This window comes from Neotabrizicola sp. VNH66, from assembly GCF_049445895.1.
Classification (GTDB): Bacteria; Pseudomonadota; Alphaproteobacteria; order Rhodobacterales; family Rhodobacteraceae; genus Pseudogemmobacter.
The window spans coordinates 249220-264801 of sequence record NZ_JBMSDW010000002.1; the positions used below are offsets into that span (position 1 = coordinate 249220).

The 15582-nt window shown below is 63.5% G+C and carries 14 protein-coding genes; 5 read left to right on the forward strand and 9 right to left on the reverse strand.

Features of this window, described 5'->3' with window-relative positions:
* From ACO2Q5_RS03750 to ACO2Q5_RS03775, 6 genes are all read right to left on the reverse strand, one after another.
* Nucleotides 1-1098 carry an ABC transporter ATP-binding protein gene (locus ACO2Q5_RS03750; protein ID WP_423288263.1) on the reverse strand — a complete coding sequence of 366 codons (1098 nt, stop codon included), beginning with the start codon at nucleotides 1096-1098 and terminating at the stop codon, nucleotides 1-3.
* Between the two features lie 5 nt (nucleotides 1099-1103).
* The gene (locus ACO2Q5_RS03755) at nucleotides 1104-1982 is read right to left on the reverse strand and encodes a carbohydrate ABC transporter permease (protein WP_423288264.1); all 879 of its coding nucleotides are present in this window, start codon (nucleotides 1980-1982) and stop codon (nucleotides 1104-1106) included.
* Nucleotides 1972-2868 (reverse strand): carbohydrate ABC transporter permease, encoded by an 897-nt coding sequence (locus tag ACO2Q5_RS03760; protein WP_423288265.1) that lies wholly within the window; start codon nucleotides 2866-2868, stop codon nucleotides 1972-1974. The genes ACO2Q5_RS03755 and ACO2Q5_RS03760 overlap by 11 nt, the downstream gene beginning before the upstream one ends.
* Nucleotides 2869-2948: 80 nt before the next feature.
* Entirely contained in the window at nucleotides 2949-4202 is a 1254-nt protein-coding gene (locus tag ACO2Q5_RS03765; RefSeq protein WP_423288266.1) for an ABC transporter substrate-binding protein, read from the reverse strand.
* Nucleotides 4203-4279: 77 nt separating this feature from the next.
* Nucleotides 4280-5587 carry a histidinol dehydrogenase gene (gene hisD / locus ACO2Q5_RS03770; protein ID WP_423288267.1) on the reverse strand — a complete coding sequence of 436 codons (1308 nt, stop codon included), beginning with the start codon at nucleotides 5585-5587 and terminating at the stop codon, nucleotides 4280-4282.
* Between the two features lie 105 nt (nucleotides 5588-5692).
* Entirely contained in the window at nucleotides 5693-7495 is a 1803-nt protein-coding gene (locus tag ACO2Q5_RS03775; protein WP_423288268.1) for a thiamine pyrophosphate-binding protein, read from the reverse strand.
* Nucleotides 7496-7645: 150 nt separating this feature from the next.
* On the opposite strand from ACO2Q5_RS03775, the gene ACO2Q5_RS03780 reads away from it, so the two are divergent.
* The 5 genes from ACO2Q5_RS03780 (at nucleotide 7646) to ACO2Q5_RS03800 (ending at nucleotide 12117) form a co-directional block, all read left to right on the forward strand.
* Nucleotides 7646-8488 carry a helix-turn-helix domain-containing protein gene (locus ACO2Q5_RS03780; RefSeq protein ID WP_423288269.1) on the forward strand — a complete coding sequence of 281 codons (843 nt, stop codon included), beginning with the start codon at nucleotides 7646-7648 and terminating at the stop codon, nucleotides 8486-8488.
* Between the two features lie 122 nt (nucleotides 8489-8610).
* A complete protein-coding gene (locus ACO2Q5_RS03785; RefSeq protein ID WP_423288270.1) occupies nucleotides 8611-9306 on the forward strand; it encodes a hypothetical protein in 696 nt (231 codons plus the stop codon).
* 27 nt (nucleotides 9307-9333) lie between these two features.
* Nucleotides 9334-10701: an aspartate ammonia-lyase gene (locus ACO2Q5_RS03790; protein ID WP_423288271.1), complete on the forward strand. Its 1368-nt coding sequence runs from the start codon at nucleotides 9334-9336 to the stop codon at nucleotides 10699-10701.
* A 32-nt stretch (nucleotides 10702-10733) separates the two neighbouring features.
* Nucleotides 10734-11750: a glycoside hydrolase family 3 N-terminal domain-containing protein gene (locus tag ACO2Q5_RS03795; RefSeq protein ID WP_423288272.1), complete on the forward strand. Its 1017-nt coding sequence runs from the start codon at nucleotides 10734-10736 to the stop codon at nucleotides 11748-11750.
* A complete protein-coding gene (locus ACO2Q5_RS03800; protein ID WP_423288273.1) occupies nucleotides 11740-12117 on the forward strand; it encodes a VOC family protein in 378 nt (125 codons plus the stop codon). The genes ACO2Q5_RS03795 and ACO2Q5_RS03800 overlap by 11 nt, the downstream gene beginning before the upstream one ends.
* A 55-nt stretch (nucleotides 12118-12172) precedes the next feature.
* On the opposite strand, the gene ACO2Q5_RS03805 is transcribed toward ACO2Q5_RS03800, so the two are convergent.
* Genes ACO2Q5_RS03805 through ACO2Q5_RS03815 form a run of 3 tightly spaced genes read right to left on the reverse strand, consistent with a single transcriptional unit; the run spans nucleotide 12173 to nucleotide 15572 of the window.
* Entirely contained in the window at nucleotides 12173-13123 is a 951-nt protein-coding gene (locus ACO2Q5_RS03805) for an ABC transporter permease (protein WP_423288274.1), read from the reverse strand.
* Nucleotides 13120-14067 carry an ABC transporter permease gene (locus ACO2Q5_RS03810; RefSeq protein WP_423288275.1) on the reverse strand — a complete coding sequence of 316 codons (948 nt, stop codon included), beginning with the start codon at nucleotides 14065-14067 and terminating at the stop codon, nucleotides 13120-13122. Before ACO2Q5_RS03810 ends, ACO2Q5_RS03805 begins: the two co-directional genes overlap by 4 nt.
* Nucleotides 14064-15572, reverse strand: a complete 1509-nt coding sequence (locus tag ACO2Q5_RS03815; RefSeq protein ID WP_423288276.1) for a sugar ABC transporter ATP-binding protein — start codon at nucleotides 15570-15572, stop codon at nucleotides 14064-14066. Before ACO2Q5_RS03815 ends, ACO2Q5_RS03810 begins: the two co-directional genes overlap by 4 nt.
* Nucleotides 15573-15582: the final 10 nt, after the last annotated feature.

The window sequence follows — 15582 nt, forward strand, 5'->3', positions numbered from 1 at the left end:
TCAGTCGATACGGATTTCGGTTTTCGGATCGAACAGAACCACCTTGGCGGTCTCGACCGCGAGCGGAACGCTCTGCCCTGCGCCGACGGTCCGGGGTGCAAGACGCGCGATCACCTCGACGCCCCCCAATGTGAACATCGCAAGCGTATCGGGGCCGGTCGGTTCGACGACCTCTATCGCAGCCTGCACCGCCTGCTGTCCCGCCGCCGCGAGGGAAAAACCTTCCGGGCGGATACCGACCAGCACAGGCTGTCCGGCATAGCGCTGCCGCGCCGCCGCGCTGATCTCCACGCCGCTGATCCGCGACTGGCCACCGTCGGGCTGGTCGATGACGATTTCCGGGCCCGCCGGACCGTCCTGCACCCGGCCGGGGATGATGTTCATCGCCGGAGACCCCACGAAACGCGCCACATAGACATTGGCCGGCCGGTCATAGACCGCCTGCGGCTCGTCGAGGTGCTGAACGATCCCGTCCTTCATCACCGCCACCCGTGTCGCCAGCGTCATCGCCTCGATCTGGTCATGGGTCACATAGATGATGGTGGTCTTCAGCCGCTGGTGAAGGCGCTTGATTTCCGTCCGCATGTCGACGCGCAACTTTGCGTCCAGGTTCGACAGCGGCTCATCGAACAGGAACAATTTGGGATGGCGCACCAGCGCCCGGCCCATCGCGACGCGCTGGCGCTGGCCGCCCGACAATTGCGACGGCTTGCGGTCCAGCAAATGCTCCATCTGCAGCTGGGCTGCCGCCTCACGGGTGGCCTTTTCGCGTTCGGCTGCGGGCACGCCGCGGATCTTCATGCCGAATTCGATATTCTGGCGCACGGTCATCGTGGGATAAAGCGCGTAAGACTGGAACACCATGGCGATATCGCGGTCCTTGGGCGACAGATCATTGACCGTTTCGCCTTCGATGCGGATTTCGCCCGAAGTGATGCCCTCAAGCCCGGCGATCATGTTCAGCAGCGTGGATTTGCCGCAACCCGACGGCCCCAGCAGCACCAGAAAGTCGCCGCTGCCGATTGAGATGCTGACCTCTTTCAGCACCTCCATATTGCCATAGGCCTTGCGGACGCGATCGATTTCAAGAGTAGCCATATCGGTCAGCCTTTCACTGCGCCGGCAGTCAGCCCACGGACGAAATAGCGGCCCGCGACGACATAGACGACAAGGGTGGGAAGAGCGGCGATCATGGCGGCAGCCATGTCGACGTTATACTGTTTGCGGCCCATGGTGACGTTGACGATGTTGTTCAGGGCCACCGTCACCGGCGAGGAATCCCCGGCTGTGAAGGACACGCCGAACAGGAAGTCATTCCAGATCTGGGTAAACTGCCAGATGCAGGACACGACCATGATCGGCAGTGCGGCAGGCACCATGATCGAGAAGAAGATGCGGAAGAAGCCCGCCCCGTCGATCTGGGCCGCCTTGGTCAGCTCATCCGGAATGGTGACGAAATAGTTGCGGAAGAACAGCGTGGTAAAGCAGATGCCATAGACGGTATGAACCAGCACCAACCCCGATATCGAGCCCGACAGGCCCAGTCGCCCCAGCACCTGCGCCATCGGCAGAAGCACCGCCTGAAACGGCAGGAAGCATCCGAACAGGATCAGCCCAAAGACCAGATTCGATCCGCGGAAACGCCATTTCGTCAGGACATAGCCGTTCAGCGCGCCAATGCCCGTGGACAGCAGCACCGCCGGGATCACCATCATCAGCGAGTTGATGAAATAAGGCTTCAGCCCGGTGCAGGACGTCCCGATACAGGCCTGGCTCCAGGCCTTTGCCCAGGCCTCGAAGGTGACCGCCTGCGGCAGTCCGATGAACGATCCGCCGTAGATTTCATCCAGCGATTTCAGAGAGGTGGTAACCATGACCCAAAGGGGCATCAGGTAGACGGCCGCCAGAACCATCAGGCTGCCATAGATGAAGAGGCGCCCGATCATGCGTGTGCGCGCAGCAGAGCCGTGTTCAATGGCCATCGCGGCTCTCCTTCAGCTCGGAATAGAGGTAAGGGATGATGATCGCGGCAACCGTCATCAGCATCATGATGGCCGAGGCCGCGCCGATCCCCATCTGGTTGCGGCGGAAGGTGGCCTGGAACATGAAGGTCGAAGGCACCTCGGTCGCATTGCCGGGACCGCCATTGGTCATCGCCAGCACGAGGTCGAAGTTCTTGATCGCGATATAGCTCAAGAGCACGATCACCGACAGGAATGCCGGGCGCAGCATCGGCACGATGATGCTCGCATAGATGCGCGGCAGGGTGGCCCCCTCGATCTGGGCGGCCTTGATCACCGAATTGTCGATCCCGCGCAGCCCGGCCAGAAAGATCGCCATGGCAAATCCCGAAGACTGCCAGACCGCCGCGATGACGATGGTGTAGATCGCGAAATTCGGCTGGGTGATCCAGTTGAAGACAAAGCTTTCCCAGCCCAGCCCGTTCACCACCTTCTGAATGCCCAGATCGGGGTTCAGAATCCATTTCCACGCAGTGCCGGTGACGATGAACGACAGCGCCATCGGATAGAGATAGATCGCCCGCAGCGCCCCTTCGGCGCGGATGTTCTGGTCCAGAAGGATCGCCATGATCAGGCCGACACCGATACTGACCAGCAGGAACAGCGCCGAGAATATGAACAGGTTGGCCACCGCCGTATGCCAGCGCGGTGTAGCCCAGAGCCGGTAATACTGCTCCAGCCCGACGAAATCGTAACTCGGCACCATTCTGGACGAGGAAAGCGAGATCCACCCGGTCCAGGCGATGAACAGATAGACACCGACAAGAATGACCAGAAGGCTCGGCGCCATAACAAGGCGTGGCAGCGAATCCGCCAGCCGGTCGGAAAATGTTTTCTTTCGGGCCATGATGATCCTCGCCAGAAAAAGGGAATGGGATGGTCCGCGCCCGCCAGAAAGGCGACGGGCGCGGGACGTCCCCGGTCGGATCAGCGCGCGTTGTTGATACCGTCAACCAGCATCTGGACCGCATCTTCCGACGACATATCCGTCACGAAGAACTGTGCAGCCACATCACCGAACACCGCCGAGAATTGCGGCTGTGCTGCGAAGCCGTGCGTCGCAGCGCCCAGCATCGCGCCGCTCTCGATGGCAGCCGCACGTTCGGCAAAGCCCAGCTTGGCGCAATCGTCGAAATCGTCGACGCTCAGATCCGTGCGCGCCGGGATCGAACCCTTGATCATGTTGAAATCGTGCTGGACCTTGGGATCCATCACCACCTCGGCCAGTGCGTCCTGTGCCTTGGTCACGTTCTCATCGTTGACCTTGAACATGCCAAAGCTGTCGATGATGAACTGGAAGGACGTCGTTTCCGAAGGCGTGGCAAAGCACAGGAAATCCTGCCCCGGCTTCTGGCCCTTGGCCAGGAATTCGCCCTTGGCCCAATCCCCCATGACCTGCATCGCGGCCTGACCATCAATGACCATGCCGGTGGCCACGGCCCAGTCACGACCGGTGAAGCCATCATCGACCAGCCCGCGCACCTGCCGCAGCGTGTCGAAGACCTGCTTCATCTGATCCGAGGCCAGCGCCTCTTCATCCAGATCGATCATCGCCTTCTTGTAGAAATCCGGCCCGCCGATATCTGCAACCAGCGCATCAAAAATGACTTGGATCTGCCAGGGCTCATCCCCCATGGCCAGCGGGATGATACCGGCGGCGCGCAGCTTCTCGCCGCTTTCGATCAGTTCGGCCCAGGTCTTGGGCTGGCTCATGCCTGCCTTGTCCAGCGCGGCCTTGTTCGCCCAGACCCAGTTCTGGCGGTGCATGTTGATCGGCACGGCGATCAGATTGACACCGTTCTTGACGAACGGCAGCACCTGCGGGGCAATCGTGGCTTCCCAGTCATTGGCTGCGGCAAGCGCGTTCAGGTCGCGCATCACGCCTTCGTTCGACCAGTCGATGCCTTCCCAGCCCAGAAACTGCATCGCGCCGGGCGGATTGCCCGCAGCGAGACGCGAGCGAAGGGCCTGCTGCATGTTGCCTCCGGACATGCCGCCCACGGCGCTGTCCTGCCAGCCGTAACCCTTGGCCGCCAGGGCTTCGCGCACGGTGTTCAGCGCTGCGACTTCGCTTTCGGAAACCCAGTGATGCAGCACCTCGATCTTGGTTTCGGCATGTGCCGGAATGGCCGCGGCGAACGCCATCGCAGTTGTGGTCAGCGCCTTACGAATGGTAATCATCGTCTTCTCCCTGAGCAGGTTGGTTGGTGAAGGGGGGGTGGCCCGGTGGCGTTCCGCTCGTCTCGGGCCGGATCGGGTCAGGCCTCGACGGCACCGCCATAGGGCACGTTGCGCTTGCCATAGCGGCGGACGCGCACATTCGCCTGTTCGGCATGGCCGACGAAGCCTTCCATATGGCAAAGCCGCGAGGCATAGCTGCCCACAAGCGCCGAGGCCTCATCGGTCAGCACTTTCTGATAGGTGCATGTTTTCAGGAACTTGCCGACCCAAAGCCCGCCGGTGTAGCGCGCCGATTTCAGGGTCGGCAGCGTATGGTTCGTGCCGATGACCTTGTCGCCAAAGGCCACATTGGTCCGCGCGCCAAGGAACAGCGCCCCATAGTTGGTCATGTTGTTCAGGAAATAATCCGGGTCTGCCGTCATCACCTGCACATGTTCCGAGGCCACGCGGTCGCCTTCCGCCACCATCTCCTCCAGCGTGTCGCACAGGATGATCTCGCCGAAATCCTCCCAGGCCTTGCCGGCAATCTCTGCGGTGGGCAGGATCTTCAGCAGCCGCTCGATCTCGCGCAGCGTGTCCTGCGCCAGTTTTTCGGAATTGGTGATCATGACGGCGGGCGAGTTCGCGCCGTGTTCAGCCTGCCCCAGCAGATCGGTGGCGCAGATTTCGCCATCGACACTGTCATCCGCAATGACCAGCGTCTCTGTCGGGCCGGCGAAAAGGTCGATGCCGACCTTGCCGAACAGCAGCCGCTTGGCTTCGGCAACATAGGCATTGCCGGGACCGGCCAGCATGTCGACCGACCTGATCGTCTCGGTGCCATAGCCCATCGCGGCAATGGCCTGCACACCGCCCAGACAGTAGATCTCATCCGCACCGGCCAAAGCCTGAGCCGCGACGATCTTCTCGGCGATCTGGCCCTTGAAGGGCGGGGCGCAGGTGATGACCCGCTCGCATCCGGCAACCTTGGCGGTCAGCACCGTCATATGCGCCGAGGCCAGCAGCGGATATTTCCCGCCCGGGACATAACAGCCGACGTTCTGGATCGGCACGTTGCGATGCCCGAGGATCACGCCCGGCAGCGTCTCGACCTCAAGGTCGAGCATCGTGTCGCGCTGTGCCTGGGCGAAGTTGCGGATCTGGTCCTGCGCGAAATCCAGGTCGTGGCGTTCCTGTTTGGTCAGCCCGTCAACGCAGGCCGCGATCTCGGCGTCCGAGAGGCGATAGCTGTCGCGATCAAGCCCGTCGAACCTGACACTCAGCTCGCGCACCGCTTTGTCGCCGTCCTGGGCCACCTTCTCCAGCAAATCCTGTACGGTCTTGGTAACGGCGGGATCGGTCTGGTCACCGTGCGAAAGGCGCGCGGTCTTCACATGCCGGATCATGGCAAATTTTCCTCTGGGGGTGACGCCAGTTGGCCACCCGTGCTGGATTTGGAAAAATGGGAGGAGGAGAGGCGGGAACGGGCAGCGCCGTTCCCGCCGCGCGGATCAGAGCATCTGCTCTTTCGCGCGCATTTCGGCATAGGCCGCCTGTTCTTTTTCGTAATAGGCGGGCGAGGGGAAATCCCACCAGCCGGTGGCGAAGGGACCGGCGGCGTCGCGCGATACGATCACCTCGACCAGGGTCGGGCCATTCGTGTTCAACGCCTTGTCCAGCGTCGATTCCAGATCCTCATCCTTTTCGACCTTCCATGCCTCAAGGCCAAAGGCCTTGGCGGTGGCGGTGATGTCGGCCGAATAGGGTTGGCCGTTTCCGGCGTGGTGGTTGAATTCGGATGCGATGTGACGGCCCATGAATTTGCGCTGACCGCCGCGGATCGACATGTAGCCCTGATTGTTCAGGACCAGAAACACCACGTTTATGCCGTTCATGACCGCGGTGCCCATTTCCGGCAGCGACATCATGAAGTCACCATCGCCGACGATGGCCACGACCTTCTTTTCCGGGCAGGCAAGCTTGGCGCCCATGGCGGCGGGCACGGCCCAGCCCATCGGCGAATAGGAGCCGGAGGTGATGTGGGTACGGGGCTCATAGACCGGGAAGCTCTGCTTGACCGAGCCCTGGGTGTTGCCCGATCCGACGACGACGATGCCGTCACGCGGCAGCACCTTGCGCAGCGCGACCAGCGGCCGCTGCGAGGTGAAGGGGGTCTCGCGGCTGGTTTCGCGCGGCTCGACCAAAGCGCGCCAGTCGGCCTTGGCCTGCTGAACATCTGCCAGGAAGTCGGCATTGTCGTCGCGCAGTTTGACGGCATCCGCGTCGCTGATCGCGCCGAGCAGCTGCGCCAGAGCGATTTTCGCATCGGCAACGATGCCCACCTCGGTCGGATAGGTCTTGCCGATCTCGCGCGGATCAAGGTCGATGTGGATCAGGCGACCCGGCGGAAAGCTGAAGGACACGCCCTTCGCATAGGACGAGGCCGACCAGTCGGTGAAGCGGCAGCCGACCGAGATGACGACATCGGCCGAAGCGGTGATCTTGTTGCCGCAGGTGGTGCCGGTCTGGCCGACAGCGCCGATAAACAGATCGTTGTCTTCGGCGATGGCGCCCTTGCCATTCCAGGTGATCGACACCGCCGCGCCCAGCTTTTCCGCAAGCGCGGTCAGTTCGGCCGAGGCATTGGCGGTGATCGCACCGCCGCCGGCGACGATGACCGGGCGGCGCGCGGACAGCAGAACTCTGGCGGCGGCTTCGATGGCTTTGGGATCGGGATAGGCCACGCCGGTCGGCAGGCGCTTGTCCAGCGGATGGATCATCACCTCCTCGGCCTCGACCTGCACATCCATCGGCACTTCGACATGGACGGGGCCGGGCCGGCCGGTCAGCATTTCGCTGAAGGCGCGGTGCATGATCGAGGGCAGGGTCTTGACCGAATGGGCCTGCCAGGCGCGCTTGGTCACCTGTTCTGTGATCCGCGGAAAGGCATTGTCCTGCTGGCGCTCCAGCTCCTGCATGGTGCCATGGCCCTGCATATAGGTCTGGGGCGAGCCGGAGACGTAGAAGAGCGAGGTCGAGTCGGTATAGGCCGTGGCAAGACCGATGATGGTATTGGCGGCACCCGGCCCAACCGAGGTCGAACAGGCCATCGGCTTGCCACAGGCGCGGAAATAGCCGTCAGCCATGTGAACGGCGCTTTGCTCATGCATCACCTGGATAAAGGGGATCTCCGAACCTTCCTGCAGGAAGGCGTCGAACAGCGACCAGATGCCGTGACCGGGCACGCCCGCCACATATTCAACCCCGTATTCTTTCAGCGCGCGCGCTACGACTTGTCCGCCGGTGAGTTTCATACGCTTCCCCGTCTGGTTGGCGGCAGCTTTGCAGGTGCCGCATGTCTGAAATGACTGACCTGCATGCTGCGGGCTTGACGAATTTGTCGCAATTTCGCATCCATTCGATTCATGGCGCAAACTGACGCACCGACTGCGAAGGATGGTGATATGGCCCAGACCGACCTGCCGCGCGACCCTTCTGACCGGATGGAGAATTTCGCCACCAACCTGCGCCTGCTGTGCGACCGGCAGGGGTCGATCTCACAGATCTGCCGCAAGCTGGGGATCAATCGCCAGCAGTTCAACAAATACCTGTCGGGCCGGCACATGCCCTCATCGGGCAACACGCGGGTGATCGCAAATTATTTCGGGCTTGGCCCGGAGGTGCTGTTTACCGAACATGACCATTTCCGCGCACTGGTCGACGGCAATTTCTTTGACGTGCTGGACCATCTGCGCCGCGCGCCGCAGGTCGTGCGCTTCCTCGACACGGTGGCGGTGGCCAACAAGATCGACATGGGCGAATATGTCGGCTGCTATGACCGCTATCAGTATTCGTCAATTTATGCACGCAAGATCCTGCGCTCGGCCTTCTGCATCTTTAGAAGCGGGGACTTCCTGAACCACTATTACGTCGAGCGTTTCCCCAGCTACGACGACCCGTCACGCATAGAATATATCTTCAAATATCACGGCTTCACCTTCCCGGTTGATGACCGGGTCTTCACCATCGACTTCGAGACGGTGCAGCGCAACGAATTCACCTTTGGCATCTTTTCGACGGTGCAGCGCAGCGCCAAGCGCTTCATGTTCGGCATCGTCAGTGGCGTGGCGGCCACCATGTTCCGGCAACCCTTCTCCACCCGCGCCGTGCTGCATTACCGCCGCCCGGGCCTGCTGAGCCGGGCAGAATTGCAGGCCACAACCACGCTGGACATGAACGACCCCTCGATCCCGCGGGAGGCGCGCGACTATCTTGGCGAAAGCCCGGAGATGATCAAACCGGCATGAGTGCGCATCGAAACGCGTGACAATGCGCCAGTCTGCTTCAGTTTTGCATTGGTCGCGCAATGGTTTGACGCAGAATTCCATGGTGTCCTGCGCCAAATCCTAGCATCCTTCCGGGACCAGCCATGCACAACCAGATCCGCGATCTTGCCTTCGCCGATGACTTCATCCAGGCGCAGCTTATCGAAAATCCCAAAGATTTCGTGGTAGAGGACGCCGTCGTCGTCAACCTGTCGACCGAACCGATGGTGACCGGCATTGACCATCCGGCCATCGTCCCCGCCTGGAAATCGACCTGGCTGCACGGCGGCACGATTCGTTCGGGTGAGCGGGCGGCGATCATCAAGGTGCTGAAACCCACCAACCTTGGCGGCTGCATGTTCCGCGGGTGGGACTGGCTCGGCAATCGCATCAAAAGCTTTCCGCGCGACACGCCGCTGTTCATCTCGGCGCAGGACACCATCGGCTCGGTCACGACCGACCCGTTCGTGTTCACCAACGAACGTCGCGCCCCCGAGGCACCCCAGGAGTTCGAACTGAAGCTGAACCTGTGGTGGTCGCCCGGCGATACCGACTGCTTCATCCATAACGAGCACCCCTTCCTCGAAGTGCATACCCAGATTCACGGCATCGGCCGGATGCAGAAATTCGCCCAACGCGACGCCACCGCCCTGTATGAGGATGTGGTCATGCCGATCGGCTATACGCATGATCCGTTCTGCCGGGTCACCGGCCACAACCAGTGGACCTATCCCTGGCACCGTTATTACGCAGACACCGACTCGGTCTGGCTGGCAATTGAACTACACCCGAAGTGCTGATCGAAGCCTGAAAGCTGAGGAGGCGCCATGAATTCCACCGGCTCCTGGACCAGAACGGAAACCGACGGGCTGGGAAGCCGTTCGCTGCCCGGCGAGGCGCTTTACGGGATCAACACGCTGCGCGCGGCCGAGAACTTTCCGGTCTCAGGCATGAAGATCGAACAGCTTGTCCCGCTGATCCGCGCCATGGCGCTGACCAAGAAGGCGGCGGCGGCCGCAAATTACCGGCTGGGCAAGCTGTCCGCCCGCAAGGCCGAGATCATCGGCCGGGTCTGCGAAGAGGTGATGGCCGGCCAGCACACCAGCCATTTCATCATTGACGTGTTCCAGGGGGGCGGCGGCACCTCCAGCCATATGAACCTGAACGAGGTGATCGCCAACCGCGGGCTGGAGCTGATGGGCCATGCCTGCGGGCAGTATGAACACCTTCACCCGATCCGGGACATCAACCGTTCGCAATCGACAACCGATGTCCATGCTACGGCGCTGCGCATCGCTTTGATGCAGGGCGCGCCGATGCTGGAACGCGCCCTGCTGAATCTGGCAGAGGCCTTCGCTGCCAAAGCGCAGGAATTCGGCGGCATCCTCAAACTTGGGCGCACCCATCTGCAGGATGCGGTGCCGATGACGCTGGGCGAAGAATTCCATGCCTTCGCCAGTGCGCTGCGCCATGACGCGGCGCAGATCTGGCCCGCCACGCAAAGTCTGGCCGGGCTGAATCTGGGTGGCACGATGGTCGGCACCGGGCTGGCCGCCCAGCCCGATTTCGCCGAAGCCGTCATCGCCGAGCTGCAGCGCCTGACCGACCTGCCGCTGCGTCGGGCAGACGATCTGGTCTGTGCCGCCTGGAACAATGCCGAACTTGTGCGCTTTTCGGCGCTGATGCGCGGCATCGCGGTGACGCTGTCCAAGATTGCGAATGATCTGCGACTGCTCTCCTCGGGTCCGCGCGGTGGTTTTGGCGAAATCGCCCTGCCCGCCATCCAGCCCGGCTCGCCGCTGATCAAGGGAAAAGTGAACCCGGTCATCCCCGAAATGGTCAATCAGGTCGCCTTTCATGTCGCCGGCATGGATGTGTCGGTCGGCATGGCCGCAGAAGCCGGACAGTTGCAGCGCAACGCGTTCGAGCCCCTGATGGCACATTGCCTGCTGACCAGCCTGGGCATGATCGAGAACGCCGCCTGTATTTTTGCCGAACGCTGCGTCAGCGGTATCCGCGCGGTGGCCGAGGTATGCGCCGCAAATCTGGCCGCCCCCGGCACGCTGACCGCTGGACTGGTGCCGCTGGTCGGCGCCGATGCCGCCGCCGATATCGCCTGGGCCGTGGCCGAGGGCGAAGCTCTGGGCGATCTGCTGCGCGCACAGGGCCTCGGGCGCCGCGGTCCGGCCGAGTGACCGATCCGATTTCTTCCGCAAAGGACCATATCATGAGCTCACGGGCAGATGCCTATGCCGTATTGCTGCCGGCGATTGACGACCTTACCCTGACCGACCCGCTGGCCCGGTTTTTGTCCGAAGGTGGCCGCGCCTTCCTGATCGGCGAAACGCGTGCGGAATACGTCGCCCGCGCGATGTCGCCGGAGCGCCGCGCGGCCGAGACCGCGGATGACTTGCGTGCCCTGACCGGCGCCATCAACGCGCTGGCCGGTCCGGCGCTGATCGCGTTGGATCAGGAACCCTCGGGCATCTGTCGCCTGCACGGTCTGGTGCCGCAGCTGCCCGGCACCGAAGCGCTGCAGGCCATGTCTTCGGACGAGATCGAGGCTGTCGCCCGCGCCATGGGCGCCGCCGCACGGGATCTGGGCGTGACAATGTTCCTGTCCCCGGTGATCGACGTGGTCAGCGGCAGCAATCCGTGGCTGCAGGGCCGCACGCTGGGTCGGGACCCCGCCGAGGTGGCGCGGATCGGCGCGGCCTATATCCGCGGCGTTGAGGCGGCAGGCGTTGTCACCACTGCCAAGCACTTCCCCGGCCATCGCGACATCGACGGTGACCCGGCGGTCGAGATCGCAACCGTCCGCGGCGATGCCGATGCACTGGCCCCGGGCCTGACCCCGTTCCGTGCCGCCATCGCCGCCGGCACCCGCGCAATCATGACCGGGCCGGCGCTTGTGCCCGGAATGGATGCGGCCATGCCCTCTTCGCTGTCGGCGCCAACGGTCCGCGCGCTGCGCGATCTGGGCTTTGCCGGGCTGGTGGTCAGCGACGACATTGATGCGCAGGGCACGCTGCGCGATCAGCGTGACGTGCCGACCGCGGCGGTCGAGGCGCTGGTCGCGGGCTCGGACCTGCTGCTGCTGTCGGGGGCCAACGATCTGGCGCTGGTCCGTGACCGCATCCTTTCCGCCGTCGATCAGGGCATCCTGCCCGCCGCCCGGCTGGCCGAGGCGGCCGCACGGGTCCGGACGCTGGCCGACAGCACGGGTGCGCGCGATGCGGATTGAGCATGTCGCGCTCTGGACCCGGGATCTGGGCGAGGCGGTTGCATTCTGGCAGACACATTTTGGTGCCTGCGCCTCGGCCGAATATGCCAGCCGCAACCGGCCCGGCTTTCGCTCGGTCTTCCTGAGCCTTTCGGACGGCGCGCGGATCGAACTGATGACCGGCCCCTGGGTGGGCGCCCCGGCCCCAGAGGCCGAGGGCTGGGCCCATGTCGCCCTGTCACTTGGCAGCGAGCAGGCGGTGCGCGACAAGGCCGAAGTGTTCCGCATGCTTGGCCTGCTGCATTCAGGCCCGCGCCTGACCGGCGATGGCTATTACGAGGCCGTGGTGGCCGGCCCCGGCGGAATGCATATCGAAATCACCGTCTGACGGCTGTCACCCGTGTCCTGCCACCCGTGTCCAGCCGGGCACGGGTCCGCATCGGTCAACGGTTGGCGAAGCGGTTGAACAGCGTCGCCGCGACGATGATGACCACGCCCTTGATGATGAACTGTGCCTGCACCGGAAGGCCCACGATCACCACGAAGTTGAAGGTCAGCACCAGAATGATCGCGCCCAGAACGCTGTTCACGACCGATCCGCGTCCGCCGGTCAGGGCGATGCCGCCGATCACCGCGGCAACGATGCTGTCCAGCTCATAGCCGCGGCCAACCCAGTTATCAACGCTGCCGACATAGCCGACCAGCACCAGCCCGGCGATGGCCGCCATCACGCTGCAGATCACATAGCACAGGATCGTCGTCCGGCCGGCATTGATCCCCACCAGCTCGGCGGATCGGGGGTTGCCGCCGGTGATATAGATCTTGCGACCCGGCACCGTGCGGCCCAGCAGGAAGGCCGCGCCGGCCAGCAACACAAGCAGCACGATCAGATTGACCGGAACGCCGGCGACCTCGCCCGCCCCGAGAAAGCGCAGTGCCGAAGGCAGGCTGCCGCCCGGTGCGCCCTGCGTGTAATAGAACCGGGCGCCCTGAAGCACCGTCATCATCGCCAGCGTGGCCAGGAAGGGCGAGACGTTGCGCCGGACCACAAGCCAGCCGTTGACGAAGCCGACCGCAACGCCCAGCGCCAGCGACATCAGGACGACCTGCGGCAGCACCTCATTCCCCGTGGTGTTGAAGGATGTGGCAATCACCGCCACCGTCGCCATCAGCGATGCAACCGACAGGTCCAGCCCCCGCGCAAGGATGACGAAGGTCTGGCCGATCACCACGATGCACAGTGGCGCGGCCTGGGTCAGGATGTCCCGCATGTTTCTGAACGACAGGAACGAGGGCTGGACCAGCCCGGCAGCGATCAGCAGGACGCCAAGCGCCAGCGGCAGGGCAAGGCCCGGCGGAAGCCGGAGACGGCGTGACAGGGTGGCGTCGGTCATAATTTGCGGCTCCGGTCAACATAGATCGAGACGGCGGCAAGGATCACCAACCCCTGCACGACCCATTGCACGAAGGTCGAGACATTCATGTAATTCAGCACATTGCCCAGCACGGCGACCAGCGCGACCCCGATCAGGGTGCCGAAAACCGTGCCGACACCGCCCCCCAGCATAGTGCCTCCGACCACGACCGGCGTGATCGAGGCCAGCGTCATCGCATCGCCGACACGCGGATCGCCCGTGCCGGTGCGGCAGGCGAAATAGATCCCCGCCAGCGCCGCGAAAAAGCCGGAGGCCGCATAGGCCAGCACCGTCACCCGGCCGACCGACATGCCCACGGCCTTGGCCGCGACGGGATTGCCGCCGACGGCATAGATCGCCTGCCCGGTGCGGGTAGAACGCAGCACCAAGCCGAGGATCAGAAAGGCCGCGACGGTGATCATGGCGACAAAGGGAATGCCGCCTGCCCCGCCATAGGCGAAATCCTCCAGCCAGACCGGCACACCTCCGACGGGCCGCATCGTGTAAAGCAGCACCGCTCCGCCCAGAACCGAGGATGTGCCCAAGGTCACGATCAGGGGATGCACGCCAGAACCGTTGATGATCAGCCCGTTGATCGCACCGATCACAATCCCCAGCAGCAGCGTCACAACAAGGATCAGCGGGGCCAGTTCGGGATAAAGGTCACACAGCACGGCAACGAAGACAGAGGTCGCGGTGACGATCGTACCGATGGAAAGATCAATGCCCCCCGCCAGCACCACCAGCATCTGCCCCAGCGCCAGTAGGCCCAAAGGTGCCGCCTGTTCCAGCAGGTTCGAGACATTGCGGGCGGTGCCGAACCGCTCGGTCAGGGTCAGACCCGCGATGATCAGCGCGACCAGCGCGACCGAGGCGATAGCCAGCGCCGGGTTCGGGATGCGTTTCAGGATCATGCCACTCATGCCGCATGCGCTCCCGCAGGGATGTCCACGGTGGCAAGGGCCATGACCGCCTCTTCGGAAATCTGGTTACGGTTCAGGGTGCCGGTGACATGCCCCTCTCGCATCACCACGATGCGGTCAGACATGCCCACAAGCTCGTTCAGCTCGGACGAGATCATCAGGATGGCGATGCCGCTGTCGGCCAGTTCGCGCATGAAGCGATAGATCTCGACCTTGGCACCGATATCGACGCCGCGCGTCGGCTCGTCCAGGATCAGCACCTTGTGACAGGCACGCGCCCAGCGGGCCAGCAACACCTTCTGCTGGTTCCCGCCCGAGAGATTGCGGACCATGAAGCGCGGGCCGGGAATGGCGATGCGGAACCGGGCGATCTCATCAACCGCAGCGGCCTCTTCGGCAAAGCGGTCGATGACGCCGCCGCGGGCGAAACGGGACAGCACCGGGGCCGACATGTTGCGCGCGCAGTCCATCAGCATCAGGACCCCCTCGCCTTTGCGGTCTTCGGTCACGAAGCCGATGCCGGCGGTGATCGAGGCGGCGGGGCTGCGCCTTCTATACGGCTGTCCCGACAGGTCCACCGTTCCGGCCGCCGAGGGCCCTGAACCAAAGATCGCATGGGCCAGTTCCGACCGGCCGGCGCCGACCAGACCGCCGATGCCAAGGATCTCGCCCGGGAACAGGTCGAAGCTCACATCCTTGACCCGCGGCGCAGCGGACAGGTTCCTGACCCGCAACACCGGCGGACCCGCGGGTATGACAGCGCGCGCAGGGGGATAGATGTCGGCCAGATCGCGCCCCACCATCATCGCGATCAGCCGGTCGCGGTCGATGTCGCGCGTCACCACCGTGCGGACCAGTCCACCGTCTTTCAGCACGGTGATGCGGTCGGACAGGCGGAAGACCTCTTCCAGCCGATGTGAGATATAGACGATGCCGACGCCATCGGCGCGCAGCTTCTCGATCCGCTCGAACAGCATCTCGGCCTCGCGCCCCGAAATCACGGCTGTCGGTTCATCAAGCACCAGCAGCCGCACATCGGACGACAACGCTTTGGCGATCTCGACCATCTGTTGATCGGCAACGCTGAGGCTGCGGATTTTGGCGCGCGGGTCCAGATGATGCCCCAGCCGGTCAAGAATGGCCTTTGCCTGCCGGTTCATGGCCCTGCGGTCTATCAGACCAAGCCGGTTGCGCGGCGGATTGGTCAGAAAGATGTTTTCGGCCACGGTCCGTTCGGGGAAGAGCATCAGCTCCTGATGGATCACGTGAATTCCCGCTGCGATGGCATCGGCCGGGCTGCGCCAGACCCGGGCGGCACCATCGTAAAAGATGGTGCCAGCATCGGGGATATAGTTCCCCGACAACACCTTCATCAGCGTGGATTTGCCCGCGCCATTTTCGCCCACCAGCGCATGCACTTCGCCCGCCGCGACCGAGAAGTCGACCGCATCCAGCGACTTGACGCCGGGAAAGCCCTTCTCGATCGCCTTCAGTTCGATCAGCATCTCATTCTCC